Below are 20,051 nucleotides of genomic sequence, written 5' to 3' on the forward strand. Positions count from 1 at the left end.
GGAGCGGGCCTCGCCGCCCGCGACCGCTCGGTACCGTGGCCCCGTGCCGACCGAGAGCCGCACCGCCCCCGGGAGGCGCGCCGCCGCGCCCACCTGGGTGCCGTCCGCGGCCGGGGAGTGGCTCGGCGAGCGACGCCGCCGCCTCGTGTGGCTGCTCCAGCTGAGGCTCCTGCCGTCGCAGACCTTCCGCCTGTGGGTGGGCACGGGCCTCGTCGTGTGCTGGGTGGTCGTGGCGCTCACCGCCCCGCGGTGGGCGCCCGCCTCCGCGCTGTCCGTCGTCATCGTCCTCGGCGGGTACTTCCTGCGCCTGCGGCAGCTGGCGATGCTGCTGTTCCTCGTCACGACGGCGCTCGTCTACGTCGTGCCGCGGCGCAACGGCCAGGTGCCGCGCGGTGTCCGGGCCGACGTCGTCGACGCGGTCCAGACGTCCATCAACCCCACGGTGCTCGGGGTGCTCGCCGCGGTGGCGGGCGTCGTCGTCCTCATCGCCCGCAGCCGCGAGCGGCTCGGCGTCCACGGCGCGCAGGGCGAGTCGATGCTCGTCGAGCTGCGCGACCGGCTGCGCGCCCAGAGCCGGGTGAGCGGGCTGCCGGCGCCGTGGCGGCTCGAGCACGCCGTCCGGTCGGCCTACGGGGACGGCTTCGCGGGCGACTTCGTCCTCGCCCACCACCGCGGGCGGCGCCTCGACGTCCTGCTCGTCGACGTCTCCGGCAAGGGCACGGCCGCGGGGACGCGCGCCCTGCTGCTGTCGGGCGCGTACGGCGGGCTCGTCGGCGCGCTGCCCACCGAGCGCCTGCTCCCGTCGGCCAACGACTACCTCCTCGGCCAGCGCTGGCCCGAGGGCTTCGCCACGGCCGTGCACGTGAGCCTCGACCTCGCCACGGGCGAGTACGCCGCGGCGAGCGCGGGCCACCCGCCGCTGCTGCGACACCGGGCCGGCGCGCCCGACCGCTGGGTGCCCGTCGAGGTGGAGGGCGGGCCCGCGCTCGGCCTGCTGCCGGACGTCGACTTCCCCTCCGTCCGCGGGGTCCTCGAGCCCGGTGACGCCCTCATCCTCTACACCGACGGCGTCGTCGAGGCGCCGGGGCGCGACCTCGCCGCGGGCATCGACCTGCTGGCCCGGGCGGCCGGCGACCTCACCTCCGGTCCCGGGCTCGGGGGCAGCGCGCGCCGGCTCGTCGACGCCGTGGCCGCCGAGGACGACGACCGCTCCGTCGTCGTCCTCTGGCGCGACCCGGAGCCGGACCCGTCGCACTCCCCGGGACGGGAGCGGGACCCGTCGTGAGGCGCGGGGCGGACCTGCGCCTTCGCCTGCAGGCGTCGGGCGACGCCCCGCCGGAGGAGGTCTGGGACCGCTACGCCCGGACGGCGCGCTGGAGCGGCTGGTCGCCGCAGGTGCGGGCCGTCGACCTCCCGCCGCGCATCGCGTCGGGCGCCCGCGGGGCGGTGCACGGCCCGGCCGGGCTGCGCGCCGACGTCGTCGTCGACGCCGTGGACGAGGCCGCCCGCACGTGGTCGTGGACGGTCGTCCTCGGGCGCCCGCGGCTGCCGGGGGTCCGCCTGCGGCTCGAGCACGGCGTCGTCGCCGCGGCCGGCGGGAGCCGGACCTGGCTCGTGCTGCGCGGGCCGGCGCCCGTGGTGCTGGGCTACCTGGCCCCGGCGCGGCTGGCTCTGGCGCGCCTCGTGCGGCCCTGACGCGCGCCCGCCGGCGACGACGCGCCCCCCTGACCACGACGCGCGCCGGGCGGTGGAGCGGGTGACGGGAATCGAACCCGCGTAGCCAGTTTGGAAGACTGGGGCTCTACCATTGAGCTACACCCGCAGCGACCGGCGAAGACGCCGGTGCGGCCCCACCCTAGCGACCGTCCGGCTCCTCGCCGACGCCCTCCGGCGCGCCGCTGCGGCGGCGCAGCAGCAGGTGGAGGCCCAGCCCGACGAGCAGGCCCCAGAAGGCCGAGCCCACGCCCGCGACCGTGACCCCCGAGGCGCTCACCGCGAGGACGACGAGCGGGGCCAGCAGGGCCTGGCCGTCACCCTCCCGCCCCGCCACCGCCGTGCGCAGCGCGCCGCCGAGGCTGCCGAGGAGCGCGAGGCCGGCGACGGCCTCGACGAGCAGGCCGGGGGAGGCGGTGACGACGGCGGTGACGGCGGGCGCGGACAGGCCGAGGAGGACGAGGGCGGCGCCGTTCGCCACCGACGCGCGCCAGCGCCGCGCCGGGTCCGGCCCCGCGTCCGGGCCCGCCGTGAGGGCTGCCGTCACGGCGCCGAGGTTGACGGCGTGCGCGCCGAGCGGCGCCGCCGCCGCGGACGCGAGCCCGGTGCTGACGAGGGCCGCGCGGGCCGGCGGCGCGTAGCCGTGGTGACGCAGGATCGCCAGCCCGGGGATGTCCTGCCCCGCCATCGTGACGACGAAGAGCGGCAGCCCGATGCCCAGGAGGGCCCCGACGTCGAGCCGCGGCGCCACCACCTCCACCGCGGGGGCGAGCGGCACCTCGCCCAGGGCGCCGAGGCCGCCCGTGGCCAGCACGACGGCCACGGCGGCGAGCAGGGCCGCGGGGACGGCCCAGCGGGGGGCCAGCACGACGAGCGCCAGCCAGACGGCGAGCACGGGTAGCGCGAGCAGCGGGGTCTGCGCCGCGGCCCGCGCGGGCGCCAGGCACAGCGGCAGGAGGATCCCGGCGAGCATGGCCGCCGCCAGCGGGGCGGGGATCGACGTCAGCGCGCGCCCGAGCGGCCGCACGAGGCCGCACAGGACGACGAGGAGGCCGGCGAGGCAGAAGGCCCCGACGGCCGCCGGGAAGTCGTCGCGCCCCGACGTCGCCAGCAGGGCGGCCCCGGGCGTCGACCAGGCCACCGACAGCGGCATGCGCGTGCGCGCGCTGAGGGCCGCGCCCACGAGGCCGGAGACCACCGCGACGGCCAGCAGCCCGGACGCGGCCTGCGCGGGCGTCGCCCCCGCCCCGGCGAGGCCGGCGAGGGCGACGGCCGAGGTGCTGGCGAAGCCCGTGACGGCCGCGACGACGCCGGCGCCCACCGCTTGGGCGAGGTCCCCGCGGGGCCGCTCGCCGCGGCTGCGGCCCGACGGGCGAGGTGGTGTCACGGCGGCGGCTCCGTCGTCTCTCGGGGCGCTGGGCGCTGGGCGCTGGGCACGGGGCACTGGGTACGGGGGGAGGGGGCACGGGGGCGGGACGGGAGGCGGGTGAGGTCCGGTGGCCGCGGTGGTCCCGCGCGCCGGGCGGGGGATCCTGGCAGCCCGGGGGTGCGAGCCGCGGGCGCGTCCACGGCCGCCGTCTAGGCTGCCAGCGGCGGTCGACGTCGCCGGGCGCCCGCGCGGGCCCGGGGCGCCGACGGCCGCGGGGTGTGGCGCAGCTTGGTAGCGCGTCCGCTTTGGGAGCGGAAGGCCCCCGGTTCGAATCCGGGTACCCCGACGCCGGGCCGCGCACCGGCGTGCGCGCCGCTGCGCCCGCCGCGGGTTCGTCGCGGGCCCGGCGCCGCGGCTAGGGTGGGGTGCTGGTCCGCGCCCGTCCCGCCGTCCGAGGTGAGGAGCCCCGTCGAGGGGTCAGGGGCGCACGTCGAATCCGCAACGGGAGCCCGCGCAGTGAAGAGCGCCGTCGAGACCCTCACGCCGACCCGGGTCAAGCTGACCGTCGAGGTCCCCCTGGCCGAGCTGAAGCCGAGCCTCGACAAGGCCTACAAGGAGATCGGCCAGCAGGTCACGGTCCCCGGCTTCCGCCGCGGCAAGGTGCCGCCGCGCATCATCGACCAGCGCGTCGGTCGTGCCGCCGTCCTGCAGGAGGCCGTCAACGACGCCCTGCCGGAGTTCTACAGCCGCGCCGCCCAGGAGCAGGAGCTCCGCGTGCTCGGCCAGCCGTCGGTCGAGGTGACCGAGGTCCCCGTCGACGAGGGCAGCCAGCTCGCCTTCACGGCCGAGGTGGACGTCCGCCCGACCATCGCCCTGCCCGACTACGCCTCCATCGAGGTCTCCGTCGACGACGTCGAGGTCTCCGAGGAGGACGTGACCACGCGCCTCGACGCCCTGCGTGCGCGCTTCGGCACGCTCACCGGCGTCGAGCGCCCCGTGCAGGACGGCGACTTCCTCTCGATCGACATCCGCGCCGAGATCGACGGCGAGGAGATCGACACCGCCGAGGGCATCTCCTACCAGGTGGGCGCGGGCACGATGCTCGACGGCACCGACGAGGCCGTCACCGGCCTGTCCGCGGGCGAGCAGGCCACCTTCACGGCGCCCCTCGCCGGCGGCGACCGCGCCGGCCAGGAGGCCCAGGTCACCGTCACCGTGCAGTCGGTGAAGGAGCGCCAGCTCCCCGAGGCCGACGACGACTTCGCGCAGATGGCGTCGGAGTTCGACACCGCCGAGGAGCTCCTCGCCGACCTGCGCGAGCAGGCCCGCAAGGCCGCCGTCCTCGAGCAGGGCGTCCAGGCGCGCGACAAGGTCCTCGAGGTCCTGCGCGAGACCGTCGAGGTGCCCGTCCCCGAGGCCCTCGTCGAGGCCGAGGTCCAGCGCCACCTCGAGAGCGAGGGCCGGCTCGAGGACGACGAGCACCGCGCCGAGGTCACCGAGCAGACGCAGCAGGCGCTGCGCACCCAGCTGCTCCTCGACGCCGTCGTGGAGGCCGAGGCGGTCCAGGTCTCGCAGGAGGAGCTCGTCGAGTACCTCGTGCAGACGGCCCCGCAGATGGGCATGGAGCCCAGCGCCTTCGCCCAGGCCGTCCAGGAGGCCGGCCAGGTCCAGGCGATGGTCTCCGAGGTCGCCCGCCGCAAGGGCCTCGCCGTCGTCCTCGAGGGCGCGACCATCACCGACGCCTCCGGCAACCGCGTCGACCTCTCCGAGGACGAGGACGGCCCCGAGGCCACCGACCTCGACGAGGCGACCGACGCGGCCGGCGACCTGCCCGCCGAGGAGGCCCCGGCCGAGGCCACCGAGGCGTCCGACGCCGACGGCACCACGCGCGACTGACGCAGCCCCGACGACGCCCCGGCCGCCCCGCGGACCGGGGCGTCGCCGTCCCCGGGGCGGCCGGACGGACGGTCGTCCCCAGGTCGGACGAGCCGTGCGGCGACGCCCGAGGCGAGCGGACGGCGGGGGGCCGGGTGCGACGCCCGAGGTGACGTGGACGGCGGGGGGCCGGGTGCGACCCGGGCACGTCAGGCGAGCAGCGTGGCCGGGGCGTGAGCCCCGACCACGCGCGTAGCCAGCGCCCGGGTCGCACCCGGCCCCCCGCACCCAGCCCGAGCCAGCGCGCCCCCTGCATCGGTCCGACGATCCACCGGAGCCTCCGGAAGAGCGGCGCTGGCGCCCGGCCGGGGGAGCGCGGTGCGCCCACGGCGAACACCCGCGGTGCGCCGGAACGGCGGCCGGGGGCAGGGGGTTAGGGTCGCTGCCAGACCTTGAGGGATGACCTCCGGAGCCCCGGCGGGCCCGGCGCGAGAGCGCCGGACGAGCGGGGACCGGTGCAGTGCAGGACGGACGAGCAGGGGCGGAGCCCGCGCCAGCGGGCAGCCCCGTCGAGGACGGAGCGATGAGCGTGGTGAACGCACCAGGCGCGGACGGCGTGACCGCCCGCGGGCCCGGCGGGAGCGTGGGGCTCGACGAGCACATCTACCAGCGGCTGCTCCGCGAGCGGATCATCTGGCTGGGCTCCGAGGTCCGCGACGAGAACGCCAACGCCATCTGCGCGCAGATGCTGCTGCTGGCGGCGGAGGACCCGGACAAGGACATCCACCTCTACATCAACTCGCCCGGCGGCTCGGTGACGGCCGGCATGGCGATCTACGACACGATGCAGTTCGTCAAGCCCGACGTGGCGACGTACGGCATGGGCCTCGCGGCGTCGATGGGGCAGTTCCTGCTGTCCTCGGGCGCCAAGGGGAAGCGCTACGCGACGCCGCACGCGCGGATCATGATGCACCAGCCCTCCGGCGGCTTCGGCGGCACGGTGAGCGACATCCGGATCCAGGCGGAGCTCATCAACAACATGAAGCGCACGCTCAGCGAGCTGACGGCGCAGCAGACCGGCAAGTCGGTCGAGCAGATCAACCTCGACAACGACCGCGACCGGTGGTTCACGGCCGCCGAGGCGCTCGAGTACGGCTTCATCGACCACGTCGAGGCCCACGCCGCGGACGTCCGCGGCGGTGGCGGCACGAGCTGAGGAGGGCACCGATGGCAGACCACAGCGCGATCGCCCGCGCCGCGGGCGGGGTGGCGCCGCAGTCGCCCAGCAGCCGTTACATCCTCCCGCAGTTCGAGGAGCGGACGGCCTACGGCTTCAAGCGGCAGGACCCGTACAACAAGCTCTTTGAGGACCGCGTCATCTTCCTCGGGGTGCAGGTGGACGACGCGTCCGCCGACGACGTCATGGCGCAGATCCTCGTCCTGGAGTCCATGGACCCGGACCGCGACATCGTCATGTACATCAACTCGCCCGGCGGCTCCTTCACGGCGCTGACGGCGATCTACGACACGATGCAGTACGTCAAGCCGGACATCCAGACCGTCTGCCTCGGGCAGGCGGCGTCCGCGGCGGCCGTGATCCTCGCGGCCGGGGCTCCCGGCAAGCGCCTGGCGCTGCCGAACGCGCGCGTGCTCATCCACCAGCCGGCGCTCTCCAGCGGCGACTACGCGCAGGCCTCGGACATCGAGATCCACGCGGCCGAGGCGCTGCGCATGCGCAACTGGCTCGAGGAGACGACGGCGCTGCACAGCAACCGCGACGTCGAGCAGGTGCGCCTGGACATCGAGCGCGACAAGATCCTCACGGCCCCCCAGGCGCTCGACTACGGCCTGGTGGACCAGATCCTGCCGAGCCGCAAGGGGCGGGTGCAGGTCCCGGCGTGACGCCGGGCGGCTCGCGTCGACGAGCCCAGCGCGCCGGGCGGGTGGACTTCCCGCCCGCCCGGCGCGGCGGCCCCGCCGAGGCGGGCCGCGTGGTGTGATGGACGGCCCGGCGGACGCCGGGTGAGCAGCAGCAGGGAGGAGCAGGGCCGTGGCGCGCATCGGTGACGGTGGCGACCTGCTGAAGTGCTCGTTCTGCGGGAAGAGCCAGAAGCAGGTCAAGAAGCTCATCGCCGGACCCGGCGTGTACATCTGCGACGAGTGCATCGACCTCTGCAACGAGATCATCGAGGAGGAGCTGGCGGAGGCCAGCGAGCTCGGCCTCGTGGACCTCCCGAAGCCGCGCGAGATCTTCGACTTCCTCGAGGAGTTCATCGTCGGCCAGGACGCCGCCAAGCGGGCGCTGGCCGTCGCGGTCTACAACCACTACAAGCGGGTCCAGGCCGTCCCGGCCGCGGGTGCCGCCCGCGAGGACGCGGTCGAGCTCGCCAAGTCGAACATCCTCCTCATCGGCCCGACGGGCACCGGCAAGACGTACCTGGCGCAGACCCTCGCCCGGATGCTCAACGTGCCGTTCGCCATCGCCGACGCCACGGCCCTCACCGAGGCGGGCTACGTGGGCGAGGACGTCGAGAACATCCTCCTCAAGCTCATCCAGGCCGCCGACTACGACGTCAAGAAGGCCGAGCAGGGGATCATCTACATCGACGAGGTCGACAAGATCGCCCGCAAGAGCGAGAACCCGTCGATCACGCGCGACGTCTCCGGCGAGGGCGTGCAGCAGGCGCTGCTGAAGATCCTCGAGGGGACGACGGCGTCGGTGCCGCCGCAGGGCGGGCGCAAGCACCCGCACCAGGAGTTCATCCAGATCGACACGGCCAACGTGCTCTTCGTCGTCGGCGGCGCCTTCGCCGGCCTCGAGGAGATCATCGCCTCCCGCGTCGGCAAGGGCGGCGTCGGCTTCGGCGCCCAGCTCCACACGAAGAACGAGGACGTCGACGTCTTCGGGCAGGTGATGCCGGAGGACCTCACGAAGTTCGGGCTCATCCCCGAGTTCATCGGCCGCCTCCCGGTCATCACGACGGTGAGCAAGCTCGACGCCGACGCGCTCGTGAAGATCCTCACCGAGCCGCGCAACGCGCTCGTGCGCCAGTACCAGCGCATGTTCGACATCGACGGCGTCGAGCTCGAGTTCACGCCCGACGCCGTCCGCGCCATCGCCGAGCAGGCGATCCTGCGCGGCACGGGCGCCCGCGGCCTGCGCGCGATCATGGAGGAGGTGCTGATGCCGGTCATGTTCGACATCCCCTCCCGCGAGGACGTCGCCCGCGTCGTCATCACCCGCGAGGTCGTCCTGGAGAACGTGCTGCCGACCCTCGTGCCGCGCGACGCCGGCACGGCCGCTCCCCGCAAGCGCGAGCGCCGGGAGAAGTCGGCCTGACGGAGGGCGCGGCCCGCCCCCGCCCGCCGCGCTAGCGGGGTGCTGCGGCGAGCACGCGGTGGACCAGGCCGGCGCGTCCGCCGCGGTCGACCTCGGCGACGTCGAAGCCCGCCCCGCGTGCGGCCTCGGCCGGGTCGCGCAGCAGGTGCTCCTCGTGCAGGCGCACCGTCACCGGGTCGAGGAGGCGCTGGCCCGCGCGCACCCAGCGAGTGAGCGCCGGGCCGTGCTCGACGAGGACCAGCCGGCCGCCGGGGCGCAGGACGCGACGGGCCTCGTCCAGCGCCCGGGCCGGGTCCGGGACGGCGCACAGCGAGTACGTCGAGACCACGGTGTCGACGGACGCCGTCGGGAGGTCGAGCGCCTGGGCGTCCCCGACGCGCAGCTCGACGGGCGGCCCGCCCGGTCCGCGGTCCCGCAGCCGCCGTCGGGCGACGTCGAGCATCGCGGGGGAGAGGTCGACGCCGACGACCTCGTCGACCCCCTCGCCGTAGAGCGGCAGGTCCAGGCCCGTCCCCACGGCGATCTCCAGGACGCGCCCGCGCGCCCGGGAGACCGCCCACCGGCGCTGCTCGCCGAGGACCCACCGCTCGGCCTGCGCCATGGAGCGGTCGTAGCGCGCGGCCGAGGCGTCGAACGCCCGGCGCACGCGCCCCGTCGCGTCGGTCACGGACCCGGTCCGACGCCCCCTGCTCACGCGCCCATGGTGGCGCGCCGCCGCCCGCCGCGGCAGGTCCGGGCGGGCGGAGGGGCGTCGCCCGCGCGGACGGAGCGCGGTCCGTCCGGGCGGGCGAGCCGGCCGGCGGCTCAGCCCTCCTCGGTGACGAGCTCCACGTCGCTGACGACGACCTCGTCGCCGTCCTCGCGCAGGTCGAGCTCGCGCACGCGCCCGGCGCCCCGGAGGTCGTCCGCCGCGGAGCGCAGCAGCGCGACGTCGGCGGCGGGGGCCGAGACGACGGCGTGCGAGGCCTCGGTGCGCTGCGAGACCTTCGCCTGCGACTTGGCCTTGCGGACGCCGGCCAGCGCGCTGCCGACGACGCCCAGGAGGCGGGGCTCGGCGTCGCCGGCCGCGTCGCGCAGGGGGGCGGAGACGGGCCACGCCGCGCGGTGCACGGAGGCGCCGTCGTGGCTCCACGACCACACCTCCTCCGTCGCGAAGGGGATGAACGGCGCGAGGAGGCGCAGCAGCACGTCGAGGGCGGCCGAGAGCGCGGCCCGGGCCGACCGGGCGCCCGCGCCGGCGTCGGCGGCGCCGCCCGCGTACGCCCGGTCCTTGACCAGCTCGAGGTAGTCGTCGCAGAAGCGCCAGAAGAAGGTCTCGGTGACCGCGAGCGCGCGCTGGTGGTCGTAGGCCTCGAGGGCGGCGGTGGCCTCCTCGACGACGTCGGCCAGGCCGGCGAGCACCGCGCGGTCGACCGGCTCGGTGACGTCCTCGACGGGCGCCGAACCGAAGCCGAGGACGAACTTGCTGGCGTTGAGCACCTTGATGGCCAGGCGCCGCCCGACCTTCATCTGCGCCTCGTCGAAGGTGGCGTCCGTGCCGAGCCGGGCCGAGGCGGCCCAGTAGCGGACGGCGTCGGTGCCGTGCTTCTCGAGGAGGTCCAGCGGCGTGACGACGTTGCCCTTGGACTTGCTCATCTTCTTGCGGTCGGGGTCGAGGATCCAGCCGCTGATCGCCGCGTTCCGCCACGGCAGGGCGTCGTCCTCGAGGTGGGCGCGCACGACCGTCGAGAACAGCCAGGTGCGGATGATGTCCTGCCCCTGCGGGCGCAGGTCGAAGGGCGCCACGCGCGACCACAGGTCGGCGTCGCCGTCGTGCTCGCCCCACCCGCCGGCGATCTGCGGGCTCAGCGACGACGTCGCCCAGGTGTCCATGACGTCGGTCTCGCCGACGAACCCGCCCGGGACGCCCCGCTGCGACTCCTCGTAGCCCGCGGGCGCGTCGCTCGAGGGGTCGACGGGCAGGTCGGCGACGGCCGGGGTGATCGGCGCGTCGTGGCGGGGCTCGCCGTCCTCGTCGAGCGGGTACCAGACGGGGATCGGGACGCCGTAGGAGCGCTGGCGGCTGACGAGCCAGTCCCCGGTGAGCCCGCCGACCCAGTTCTCGTAGCGCACGCGCATGAAGGCGGGGTGGAAGTCGAGCTCGGCGCCGCGGTCGAGCAGCTGCCGGCGCAGGTCGGCGTCGCGGCCGCCGTTGCGCAGGTACCACTGCCGGCTCGTGACGATCTCGAGCGGCTTGTCGCCCTTCTCGAAGAAGTTGGCCTTGCGCTGGGTCGGCACGGGCTCGCCGTCGAGGTCGCCGCTCTCGCGCAGGGCGTCGACGACGGCCTCGCGCGCGGAGAACGCCGTCTTGCCGGCGAGGCGGCCGTACACCTCGCGCCCGCCCTCGCTGGTGATCCACTCGGGGGTCTCGCGGTCGAGGCGGCCCGCGCGCCCCACGACGGGGCGGGTCGGCAGCTGCAGGTCGCGCCACCACTGGACGTCGGTGAGGTCGCCGAAGGTGCAGCACATGGCGATGCCCGCGCCCTTGTCGGGCTCGGCCGCGGGGTGCGCCAGCACGGGCACCTCGACGTCGAAGAGCGGCGAGCGCACCGTCGTGCCGAACAGCGGCTGGTAGCGCTCGTCGTCGGGGTGGGCGACGAGCGCCACGACGGCGGGGATGAGCTCGGGGCGCGTCGTCTCGATGTGGACCGGCTCGCCGGAGCCGCTGCGGGAGAAGGCGACCCGGTGGAAAGCGCCGGGGTAGTCGCGGGCCTCGAGCTCGGCCTGCGCGACAGCGGTCTGGAAGGTGACGTCCCACAGCCCCGGCGCCTGGGCCTGGTAGGCCTGCCCGCGCTCGAGGTTCGCGAGGAAGGCCTGCTGGGAGACGGCGCGGGAGCGGTCGTCGATGGTCGTGTACTGCTGCGTCCAGTCCACCGACAGCCCGAGGCGGCGGAAGAGCGCCTCGAAGGCCTTCTCGTCCTCGTGCGTCAGCTCCACGCACAGGCGGGTGAAGGTGCGGCGGTCGACGGGCACCTGGTCGGCCGCCTTGACGCTCTTGCCCTCGCCACCGCGCTGGGGCGGCTCGAAGCCCGGGTCGTGGGGGAGCGAGGGGTCGCAGCGGACGCCGAAGTAGTTCTGCACCCGCCGCTCGGTGGGCAGGCCGTTGTCGTCCCAGCCGATCGGGTAGAAGACGTGCTTCCCGCGCATGCGCTGGAAGCGCGCCACGAGGTCGGTGTGCGTGTAGGAGAAGACGTGGCCGACGTGGAGCGACCCGGACGCCGTCGGCGGGGGCGTGTCGACGGAGAAGACGTCCGCCCGCTCGGCGCCGCGGTCGAAGCGGTAGGTGCCGGCGTCCTCCCAGACGGGGGCCCAGCGGTCCTCGAGGCCGTCGAGGGAGGGCTTGTCGGGGACCTGCGGGGTGCGCGCGTCGGGCATGGGCCGATCTTCCCAGACGACCGGACGCCGCCCCGACCCCCGACGGGCCGGGGCGGGCGGGACGTGGCCCTCACGTGGCCTCGGGCCTGTTCGCGGCCAGGAGGGCGCGGGCGGTGACGGGGTCGGTGATGAGGTCGGTGATGCAGCGGGCCCGGGCAGCGGCCGTGATGCTCGGGACCTTCTCCGTCCCGACCGCCACGGCGACGCAGCGCTCGAGCGCGCGCAGGTGGTCCAACGTCGTCGCCACGAGTCGTTCCGCTCCGCGGAAGGCCACCGGCCGCCCCTCCTCGTCGAAGAAGCGGTTGCAGACGTCGCCCGTCGCATCCATGATCACGGGGTCGCTCCGGTCGACGAACGACGCCAGCGAGGTGCGCGTGCGCGGCGGGGCGCCGATGCCCACCAGCGCCACCTTGGCCTCGTCCCACGCGTCGAGGACGCGTCGGGTGCCCGGGTCGGCGAGCAGCTCCTCGTAGAGCCCCGGTCCGGGCAGGGCCGGCGCGAAGAGGAACAGCGGCGTCCCCCCGAGGCGCTCGGCGACCCGCCGCGTGGCCTCGTTCGTCTGGTACCAGGCGTCCGCCTGGTCGGTCCCCCCCACGGTCGGGGCGACGCGGACCCCGGGGAGGTGCGGGAGGTCGGTCCCCGCGACCTCGTAGGTGCTGCGTCCGGACGACACGAGGAGGACGTCGCCCGGCCCGAGTCCCACCCCCGCGAGGACCCGTGCCACGACGGGCCCCAGCGTGATGCCGAGGTCCGGTGACCGGCCGGTGGGCGCCGCGGCGCCGAGGTGGACGGCGCGGAGCCCCAGGACGCTCGCGAGCCGGTCGGCGAGGTCGCCGTCGTCCGCAGGGGCGGGCGGGACGACCTCGATCCGCACGATGCCCTGGCGCCTGGCCTCGGACAGCAGTCGGCTGACGGTCGCGCGGCTCGTGCCCAGCCGCGCGGAGACCTGCGCCTGGGTCGCCTCCTCGACGTAGTACATGCGCGCGGCGGCGTACATGAGCTCCGGGGAGAAGCGGGCCCCGGCGCCGTCCTCGCGAGGGCCCGGCGAAGCCGACGGTGCGGCCGGTGTCGCGCTGGCCATGAGCCCTCCTCCCGCCGCCGCCCGGGCGCCCCCGGGACCTCACCGTCCCCGTGCCCCCGGCCACAGCGTAGGGGGGAGGCTCGTCCGCCGCGCCGGCCGGCACGGTCGTCGACGGCGACGACCAACACGGTGCACAGATGTGCTGGACAGGCGTGCTGCGGTGTCCTAGCGTCCCTGCCGTCGGCGCAGGAGCCGACCGGCCTGCACCCGGGCCGGCACGCAGCGACGCGGCGAACACGGTGAGGAGCCTGATGTGAGCGAGACCACCCAGGACGTGGGGACCAGGACGATGCAGGCCGTCGTCTGCCACGGCCCGCAGGACTACCGGCTGGAGGAGCTGCCCGTGCCGACCCCGGGTCCGGGGGAGGCGCTCGTGCGCGTCCAAGCGGTGGGGATCTGCGCGAGCGACCTGAAGTGCTACCACGGCGCCGCGAAGTTCTGGGGCGACGAGTCCCGGCCGGCGTGGGCGGAGACCGAGGTCGTCCCCGGGCACGAGTTCGTCGGCGAGGTCGCCGAGATCGACGACGAGGCCGCCCGGCGCTGGGGCGTGCAGGTCGGGGACCGCGTCGTCGCGGAGCAGATCGTCCCGTGCGGGCAGTGCCGGTACTGCCTGCGGGGCGACTACCACATGTGCGGTCCGCACGTCATGTTCGGCTTCAAGAGGGCGACGCCGGGAGCCATGGCCGAGTACATGGTCTTCCCCGCCAACGCGCGGGTGCACCGGGTGGACCCGTCCATCCCGCCCCAGCACGCCGCCTTCGCCGAACCCCTGGCGTGCTCGCTGCACGCGGTGGAGCGGGCCGGCATCCGCTTCGGCGACACCGTCGTGGTCGCGGGGTGCGGACCCATCGGGCTGGGCATGGTCGCCGGCGCCCGCGCCAAGTCACCCGCTCACGTCGTGGCGCTGGACGCGGTCCCGGCCAAGCTCGAGCTGGCCAGGAGGTGCGGCGCCGACGTGGTGGTCAACATCGCGGAGGAGGACGTCCTCGAGGTCGTCCGCGGTCTCACCGACGGCGAGGGCGCCGACGTCTACATCGAGGGCACCGGCCACCCGTCCGCGGTCGGGCAGGGCCTCAACCTCCTGCGCAAGCGCGGCACCTACGTCGAGTACTCGGTCTTCAAGGAGGCCGTCTCGGTCGACTGGTCGATCATCAGCGACGACAAGGAGCTCGACGTGCTGGGCGCCCACCTCGGCGCCTACACGTGGCCGGCCGCCATCGCGATGATCGAGTCCGGTGTCCTCCCGCTGGACGACATCTGCTCGCACCAGCTCCCGGTGTCCCGCTTCCAGGAGGGCCTGGACCTGGTCTCGGACTCCTCGCGCTCGGTCAAGGTGTCGCTCATCCCCGACGGCCGCCCGCAGGCCTGACCGCTGCCGTTGGGTCGTCGGGCCGCCCCGCCCCGCCCAACGGCCCGGGATGCGCTCCGGCCGCCGGTCGTCCCGTCCCGTCCCGTCACCGGACGGCACCTCGTCACGCCACCCGTCGCCCCGACGGGTCGTCCCCTCACGCCACCACGCGCCCCCAGGGAGTCCTCATGAGCACCTCGGCCCACCGCGGTCACGACCACAGCCGTCGCAGCGTCCTCAAGTCCCTCGGCCTCGCGGGCGGCGGGCTCGCCAGCATCCCCCTGCTCAACGCGTGCGGGGTGGGCACGGGCACCGGCTCGTCCGGAGGAGCTTCCGCGGGCAGCGCCGCCGACGAGGTCACCGGCGCCTTCGACTGGAAGAAGGCGTCGGGGACGACGCTCAACGTGCTGCAGACCCCGCACCCGTACCAGCAGAGCTTCCAGCCCCTGCTCGGCGAGTTCACCGAGCTCACCGGCATCGAGGTCGTCCCCGAGCTCGTCCCGGAGGCCGACTACTTCACGCGCCTCAACACCGAGCTCCAGGGCCAGGGCGGCAACTACGACGTCTTCATGACCGGCGCCTACTTCATCTGGACCTACGGCCCCCCCGGGTGGATGGAGGACCTCGGCCCCTGGATCGCCAACGAGTCGGCCACCAACGCCGACTACGACTTCGAGGACATCTACGAGGGCCTGCGGAAGGCGACCCAGTGGGACTTCCAGACGGGCAGCCCGATCGGCACCGGCGGTCAGTGGGCCATCCCCTGGGGCTTCGAGACCAACGTCATCGCCTACAACAAGCGCCTCTTCGACGAGCGGGGCGTGCGACCCGCCGAGACCTTCGACGAGCTCGTCGAGCTGGCCACCGACCTCACCGACCGCTCGGCCGGCCGGTACGGCATCGCCTTCCGCGGCTCGAAGAGCTGGGCGACCATCCACCCCGGCTACATGACCCAGTACACGCGCGAGGGAGCTGTCGACTACACGTCGGCGGACGGCGAGCTGACGGCGGCGATGAACAGCCCCGAGGCCGTCGCCTTCACGCAGAAGTGGGCAGACCTCGCCCGGAACGCCGGCCCGGCCAACTGGACCTCGTACGAGTACCCCGACTGCACGCGCGACCTGGGCAACGGCAGCGCCGCGATGGTCTTCGACGCGGACTCCGCCACCTACCCGCAGAACCAGCCCGGCGCGAGCGCCGAGGCGGGCAACCTGGCCTGGCACCCCGGCCCCGCGGGTCCTGACGGCAGCTACGCGACCAACCTGTGGACCTGGTCCTGGGGCATGAACTCCGCGTCGAAGAACAAGCTCGCCGCCTGGCTCTTCATGCAGTGGGCGACGGGCAAGGACGCCATGAACGAGGCCGTGCAGCAGGGCGCCTTCGCCGACCCGGTCCGCGAGTCGGTCTTCAACGACTCCTTCGTCCAGACGCTGGGCGCCTTCCCGGGGTACCAGGAGACCTTCGAGAAGGTCATCGACTCGACGACGATCCAGTTCACCCCCCAGCAGGCGTTCTTCCAGACGACGGAGGACTGGGCGACCTCCCTGCAGAACATCTACAACGGCGCGGACGCGCAGAGCGAGCTCGACTCCCTGGCCGACCGCAGCACGACCGCCGTCAACCAGGGGTGAGGCGATGACGACCACCACCTCGGAGCACCGGGCGCGGCAGGAACCGTCCCCGCCGGAGCAGTCCCGGCTGCCGGCCGTGCCGGCGTGGCGCCGTCGGCTCTGGCCCTACTTCCTGGCTGTGCCGGCGCTCGCCGTCACCATCTTCATCCTCTACCCCTTCGCGCTCTCCGCCTGGTACACGCTGCTCGACTACGCCGCACGCAACACCGGCTCGGTCAGCGTCGTGGGCCTCAGCAACTTCCAGCAGGTCCTCACGAGCGCGACCTTCTGGACCGCGGTCCGGACGACCCTCGTCTACGCCGTCGTGACGACGGCCGTGGAGACGGTCCTGGGCGTCGGCATCGCGCTGCTCCTGTACCGGGCGAGCCGGATCGGCTCGGTCTTCGAGAAGGTGCTCATCCTGCCGCTGATGATCGCCCCGGCGATCGCCGGCGTCCTGTGGCGGCTGATGTTCAACTCGCAGTTCGGCGTCCTCAACCACGTCCTCGGGCTGGGGTCCTTCGACTGGCTGGGCAGCTCGACGGCGCTCTTCTCGGTCATCCTCGTCGACGTCTGGATCTTCACGCCCTTCGTGGCCATCCTCGTCCTCGCGGGGGTGCGCTCACTGCCCAGAGAGCCCTTCGAGGCCTCAGCGGTCGACGGCGCCAGCTGGTTCTACATGTTCCGCAGGCTGATGCTGCCGATGATGTGGCCCTACATCCTCGTGGCGGTGATCTTCCGCTTCATGGACTGCCTGAAGATCTTCGACCACGTGTACGTCCTGACCGCAGGTGGTCCGGGCACCACGACGACGACGCTGCAGATCGCCGCCTTCCAGAACTCGATCGTGTTCTCCAACTACTCCCTGGGCGCGACGTACATGTTCCTGCTCTGGGCCCTCGTGTTCATCACCGCGCGCTACCTCGTGAGCGTGCTCGGCAAGGCGCAGCGGCGAGCTGCGGGAGCGGAGGACTGATGGCGGCCGCCGAGCTGATGCCCGGGCAGCGGCGCTTCACCCCCGCAGCGGTGGGCGCGGACCTGCTGCTGCTCGTCTGGTTCGTCTTCTCGCTCTTCCCGCTCCTGTGGCTGGTGCTGCTCTCGCTGAAGACCAGCGCCGAGCAGACCAGCACCTACTTCGCCTTCTCGCCGACCCTGGAGAACTTCTCCACGGTGCTCTCCGACCAGGGCACGCGGCTCACCAGCGTCAACTTCCTGTCGGCCCTCGTCTCGAGCGTCCTCTCGTGCGGCGGCGCGGTCCTCGTCTCGCTCGTCATCGGCATCCCCGCGGCCTACGCGGCGGGGCGGTGGCGGTTCCGCGGCTCGGACGACCTGATGTTCACCATCCTCTCGTTCCGCTTCGCGCCCGAGCTCATGGTCATCGTCCCGCTCTTCGTCATCTACAACCAGATCGGTCTGTTCGACACCAAGCTCGGCCTCGTGTGGGTGCTCCAGCTCGTGACGATGCCGCTCGTCATCTGGATCCTCCGGTCCTACTTCGAGGACCTGCCCGAGGACCTCGAGCAGGCGGCGCTCCTGGACGGGTACACCCGGCGGCGGGCCTTCGTCATGGTGGCTCTGCCCCTGGTCCGGCCGGGCATCGCGGCGGCCGCCCTGCTGGCCTTCATCTTCGCCTGGAACAGCTACATCTTCCCGCTGATCCTCACCGGGGGGACCAACGGCACGATCACCGTGGCGGTGGCCCGCTACCTCGGCGGCGGCGGCCAGGCCTACTACAACCTCACCGCGGCGGCGGCCCTCATCGGCGCCCTGCCACCGCTCGTGCTGGCGCTGACCATCCAGCGGTACCTCGTGCGCGGACTCTCCTTCGGGGCGGTGAAGAGCTGATGGCCGGCGTCGTGCTGGACGGTGTGACCAAGAGCTACGGGAAGAAGCGGGGGGTGGCCGACCTGAGCCTCGAGGTCGGCGACGGGGAGTTCTTCGTCGTGCTCGGGCCCTCCGGGGCGGGCAAGACGACGACCCTCAAGGCGGTCGCCGGCCTCGTCGAGCTCGACGGCGGCCGGGTGGCCATCGGCGGCCGGGACATGGAGGGCGTGCAGCCCTACCACCGGCGGGTGGCCATGGCCTTCGAGAGCTACGCGCTCTACCCGCAGAAGACGGTGTCGCAGAACCTCGCCTCCCCGTTGCGCTCCGGCCGGACGGGCAGCTACTCCGAGAGCGAGCAGCGGACGCGCATCGAGGCCGTGACGACGACCCTCGGGATCGACCACCTGCTCGAGCGCTTCCCCCGCGAGCTCTCGAACGGCCAGCGCCAGCGGGTCGCCCTGGGCCGCGTCCTCGTGCGGCCCGCCGACGCCTACCTCCTCGACGAGCCGCTGTCCCACCTCGACGCCAAGCTCCGGGCCGCCATGCGTGCCGAGCTGAAGCAGCTCGGCTCGATGTCGAGCACCACGTCGCTGTACGTCACGCACGACTACCAGGAGGCGCTCGCCCTGGGCGACCGCGTCGCCGTCCTCCGCGAGGGCCGGCTGGTGCAGGTCGGCACGCCCGAGGACGTCTGGGAGAGGCCGGTCGACTCCTTCGTGGCCAAGGCCCTGGGGCAGCCCGAGATCAACCTGCTCGACGCGGTCGTGGACGGGGGCGAGCTCGTCGCCGCGGAGGGCGCCGTGCGCGTGCCCGTGCCGAGGGGCGCCGAGCTCCGGGCGGGCGACCGGGCGCGGGTCGGCATCCGCCCGCGCGACCTGACGCTCGTCCCCGGCGACGACGTCGTCGGCGGTGCACCGGACCGGGGGCAGGCCGTCCTGGCCGACGAGGGTGCGCGGGCCGTCCGCGTCGAGGGCAGGGTCCGGCTGGCCGAGCGGCTCGGCCGCGCCGTCGAGCTCGAGGTCGACCTCGGGGGAGGTCGGCACCACCTCATCGCCGTGGACGAGTCCGAGGCACCGCTGGCGGAGGGGGACGCCGTCCGCCTCGCCGTCCCTGCCGCGCGCGTGCACGTCTTCGCGCACGGCGCGCCGGGGGAGGACACCGCCGCCGTCCGTCCCGCCGCACCACCCGCGGACGGCCGCCCGGCTGCGGTCGCCGCCGGCCCGAGGACCACCACGGAGGACACCCGATGACGCAGACGGACGCCGGGCCCCGCCCCGGGACGACCGAGCCGCAGGGGTTGAGCCTGCGGTCGCTGCGCAAGGTCTACGCCACCCGCGGCCGCGAGCCCTTCGAGGCGGTCAAGGGCCTGGACATGGAGGTCCACCCGGGCGAGCTCGTCGCCCTCCTCGGGCCCTCCGGCTGCGGGAAGACGACCACTCTGCGCATGGTGGCCGGCCTCGAGACCGTGACGTCGGGCGAGATCTGGATCGGCGACCGCTCCGTCGGCGACCTGCCGCCGGGCAAGCGGGACGTCGGCGTGGGCTTCGAGAGCTACGCCCTCTACCCACCGCTGGACGTGCGCGAGAACCTCGCCTACGGGCTCAAGGCGCGTCGGGCCAAGGACGCCGCCGCGCGCGTGGAGGCCATCGCCGAGCGGCTCGAGATGACCGACCTGCTCGACCTCCGCCCGGCGGGCCTCTCGAGCGGCCAGAAGCAGCGCGTGGCGCTGGCGCGGGCCCTCGTCCGCAACCCCCCGGTGCTCCTGCTGGACGAGCCCCTGTCGCACCTCGACGCGGCGCAGCGCCAGCGCGTGCGTCGCGAGCTCAAGGTGCTGCAGCGCGAGTCCGGCTACACGACGGTCGTCGTCACGCACGACCAGCTCGAGGCCCTGAGCCTGGCCGACCGCATGGCCGTCATGGACGGCGGTGTCATCCAGCAGCTCGGCACGCCCGACGAGGTCTTCGACGACCCGGCCAACCTCTTCGTCGCCGACTTCGTGGGCGAGCCGAAGATCAACCTCGTCGAGGGCGTGGTCGTGCGGGGCGGCCCCGGGGCCCGCGTCGTCCTCGGCGAGGCCGGGACCGCCCGCGGCGAGGGGCTGGCCACCGCCGCCACCGGGGTGGCGGAGGGCGACCGCGTCACGGTCGGGCTGCGGCCCCAGGACGCACGGATCTCGCGCGTCGAGGACGGGCGCCGCGCCGCGCCCGACGACGGCGTCCCCGCCTCCGTCCGGGTCTTCGAGCACCTGCTCGAGTTCGGCCTCGCGACCCTCGACGTCCCCGGCGTGGACACCGGCGTGGTGGTCCAGACGGACCCGGACCAGCGGTACGCCCCGGGCGAGCGGGTCGTCCTGCAGGCCCCGGCCGCCCGGGTGCACCTCTTCGACCCGGACGGGGGCCGGCGTCTGCGCTGACGCGCGGCCCGCCGCCCGCCGCGCCGCGGGAGCCCGTCACCTACGCTCGGACGGTGTCACGACG

General features: G+C 74.4%; 16 protein-coding genes and 2 tRNA genes. 13 read left to right on the top strand and 5 right to left on the bottom strand.

Going from position 1 to position 20,051, the window contains the following annotated elements:
- Positions 1–43 precede the first annotated feature (43 nt).
- Together Q0789_RS09610 and Q0789_RS09615 are read left to right on the top strand one after the other, a co-directional pair.
- Positions 44–1,285: a PP2C family protein-serine/threonine phosphatase gene (locus Q0789_RS09610; RefSeq protein WP_298804576.1), complete on the top strand. Its 1,242-nt coding sequence runs from the start codon at positions 44–46 to the stop codon at positions 1,283–1,285.
- Positions 1,282–1,695, top strand: coding sequence for an SRPBCC family protein (locus Q0789_RS09615; RefSeq protein WP_298804578.1), 414 nt, complete (start codon positions 1,282–1,284; stop codon positions 1,693–1,695). The genes Q0789_RS09610 and Q0789_RS09615 overlap by 4 nt, the downstream gene beginning before the upstream one ends.
- A 53-nt stretch (positions 1,696–1,748) precedes the next feature.
- Here Q0789_RS09615 and Q0789_RS09620 read toward each other — a convergent pair.
- Both Q0789_RS09620 and Q0789_RS09625 read right to left on the bottom strand, forming a co-directional pair.
- A tRNA-Gly gene (locus Q0789_RS09620) sits at positions 1,749–1,822 on the bottom strand.
- Between the two features lie 33 nt (positions 1,823–1,855).
- Complete coding sequence (locus Q0789_RS09625; protein WP_298804581.1) at positions 1,856–3,100, bottom strand: benzoate/H(+) symporter BenE family transporter; 1,245 nt, start codon at positions 3,098–3,100, stop codon at positions 1,856–1,858.
- A gap of 254 nt (positions 3,101–3,354) precedes the next feature.
- Here Q0789_RS09625 and Q0789_RS09630 point away from each other — a divergent pair.
- The 5 genes from Q0789_RS09630 (at position 3,355) to clpX (ending at position 8,297) form a co-directional block, all read left to right on the top strand.
- Positions 3,355–3,428 (top strand) — tRNA-Pro (locus Q0789_RS09630).
- Positions 3,429–3,598: 170 nt separating this feature from the next.
- Complete coding sequence (gene tig, locus Q0789_RS09635; protein ID WP_298804583.1) at positions 3,599–4,978, top strand: trigger factor; 1,380 nt, start codon at positions 3,599–3,601, stop codon at positions 4,976–4,978.
- A gap of 562 nt (positions 4,979–5,540) precedes the next feature.
- The gene (locus tag Q0789_RS09640) at positions 5,541–6,173 is read left to right on the top strand and encodes an ATP-dependent Clp protease proteolytic subunit (protein WP_298804585.1); all 633 of its coding nucleotides are present in this window, start codon (positions 5,541–5,543) and stop codon (positions 6,171–6,173) included.
- Between the two features lie 11 nt (positions 6,174–6,184).
- Positions 6,185–6,859, top strand: a complete 675-nt coding sequence (locus tag Q0789_RS09645) for an ATP-dependent Clp protease proteolytic subunit (RefSeq protein ID WP_298804587.1) — start codon at positions 6,185–6,187, stop codon at positions 6,857–6,859.
- A gap of 148 nt (positions 6,860–7,007) precedes the next feature.
- Positions 7,008–8,297 (top strand): ATP-dependent Clp protease ATP-binding subunit ClpX, encoded by a 1,290-nt coding sequence (gene clpX, locus Q0789_RS09650; protein WP_298804589.1) that lies wholly within the window; start codon positions 7,008–7,010, stop codon positions 8,295–8,297.
- Positions 8,298–8,328: 31 nt separating this feature from the next.
- On the opposite strand, the gene Q0789_RS09655 is transcribed toward clpX, so the two are convergent.
- The 3 genes from Q0789_RS09655 to Q0789_RS09665 form a co-directional block, all read right to left on the bottom strand.
- Positions 8,329–8,991, bottom strand: a complete 663-nt coding sequence (locus Q0789_RS09655) for a methyltransferase domain-containing protein (RefSeq protein ID WP_298804591.1) — start codon at positions 8,989–8,991, stop codon at positions 8,329–8,331.
- A 110-nt stretch (positions 8,992–9,101) separates the two neighbouring features.
- Entirely contained in the window at positions 9,102–11,711 is a 2,610-nt protein-coding gene (gene valS, locus Q0789_RS09660) for a valine--tRNA ligase (protein ID WP_298804594.1), read from the bottom strand.
- A gap of 70 nt (positions 11,712–11,781) precedes the next feature.
- Complete coding sequence (locus Q0789_RS09665) at positions 11,782–12,792, bottom strand: sugar-binding transcriptional regulator (protein ID WP_298804595.1); 1,011 nt, start codon at positions 12,790–12,792, stop codon at positions 11,782–11,784.
- 289 nt (positions 12,793–13,081) lie between these two features.
- Here Q0789_RS09665 and Q0789_RS09670 point away from each other — a divergent pair, with 289 nt between their 5' ends.
- From Q0789_RS09670 to Q0789_RS09695, 6 genes are all read left to right on the top strand, one after another.
- Positions 13,082–14,161, top strand: coding sequence for an alcohol dehydrogenase catalytic domain-containing protein (locus Q0789_RS09670; protein WP_298804661.1), 1,080 nt, complete (start codon positions 13,082–13,084; stop codon positions 14,159–14,161).
- Between the two features lie 167 nt (positions 14,162–14,328).
- Complete coding sequence (locus tag Q0789_RS09675; protein WP_298804596.1) at positions 14,329–15,771, top strand: sugar ABC transporter substrate-binding protein; 1,443 nt, start codon at positions 14,329–14,331, stop codon at positions 15,769–15,771.
- Positions 15,772–15,775: 4 nt separating this feature from the next.
- Entirely contained in the window at positions 15,776–16,726 is a 951-nt protein-coding gene (locus Q0789_RS09680; RefSeq protein ID WP_298804597.1) for a carbohydrate ABC transporter permease, read from the top strand.
- Positions 16,726–17,595 (top strand): carbohydrate ABC transporter permease, encoded by an 870-nt coding sequence (locus tag Q0789_RS09685; RefSeq protein WP_298804598.1) that lies wholly within the window; start codon positions 16,726–16,728, stop codon positions 17,593–17,595. Before Q0789_RS09680 ends, Q0789_RS09685 begins: the two co-directional genes overlap by 1 nt.
- On the top strand, positions 17,595–18,824 hold the full coding sequence (locus Q0789_RS09690) for an ABC transporter ATP-binding protein (protein WP_298804599.1): 1,230 nt from the start codon (positions 17,595–17,597) through the stop codon (positions 18,822–18,824). Before Q0789_RS09685 ends, Q0789_RS09690 begins: the two co-directional genes overlap by 1 nt.
- Entirely contained in the window at positions 18,821–19,987 is a 1,167-nt protein-coding gene (locus Q0789_RS09695) for an ABC transporter ATP-binding protein (RefSeq protein ID WP_298804600.1), read from the top strand. Before Q0789_RS09690 ends, Q0789_RS09695 begins: the two co-directional genes overlap by 4 nt.
- Positions 19,988–20,051 lie beyond the last annotated feature (64 nt).

Origin of the sequence: uncultured Pseudokineococcus sp., from assembly GCF_947499845.1 — a bacterium.
In the GTDB taxonomy this organism is placed as follows: Bacteria; Actinomycetota; Actinomycetes; order Actinomycetales; family Quadrisphaeraceae; genus Pseudokineococcus.

Bases quoted from the DNA above. Each gene is read 5' to 3' on its own strand.
- Q0789_RS09640 (WP_298804585.1), top strand. From the start codon at position 5,541: ATGAGCGTGGTGAACGCACCAGGCGCGGACGGCGTGACCGCCCGCGGG.
- Q0789_RS09645 (WP_298804587.1), top strand. From the start codon at position 6,185: ATGGCAGACCACAGCGCGATCGCCCGCGCCGCGGGCGGGGTGGCGCCG.
- valS (WP_298804594.1), bottom strand. From the start codon at position 11,711: ATGCCCGACGCGCGCACCCCGCAGGTCCCCGACAAGCCCTCCCTCGAC.
- Q0789_RS09665 (WP_298804595.1), bottom strand. From the start codon at position 12,792: ATGGCCAGCGCGACACCGGCCGCACCGTCGGCTTCGCCGGGCCCTCGC.
- Q0789_RS09670 (WP_298804661.1), top strand. From the start codon at position 13,082: ATGCAGGCCGTCGTCTGCCACGGCCCGCAGGACTACCGGCTGGAGGAG.
- Q0789_RS09675 (WP_298804596.1), top strand. From the start codon at position 14,329: ATGAGCACCTCGGCCCACCGCGGTCACGACCACAGCCGTCGCAGCGTC.
- Q0789_RS09680 (WP_298804597.1), top strand. From the start codon at position 15,776: ATGACGACCACCACCTCGGAGCACCGGGCGCGGCAGGAACCGTCCCCG.
- Q0789_RS09685 (WP_298804598.1), top strand. From the start codon at position 16,726: ATGGCGGCCGCCGAGCTGATGCCCGGGCAGCGGCGCTTCACCCCCGCA.
- Q0789_RS09690 (WP_298804599.1), top strand. From the start codon at position 17,595: ATGGCCGGCGTCGTGCTGGACGGTGTGACCAAGAGCTACGGGAAGAAG.
- Q0789_RS09695 (WP_298804600.1), top strand. From the start codon at position 18,821: ATGACGCAGACGGACGCCGGGCCCCGCCCCGGGACGACCGAGCCGCAG.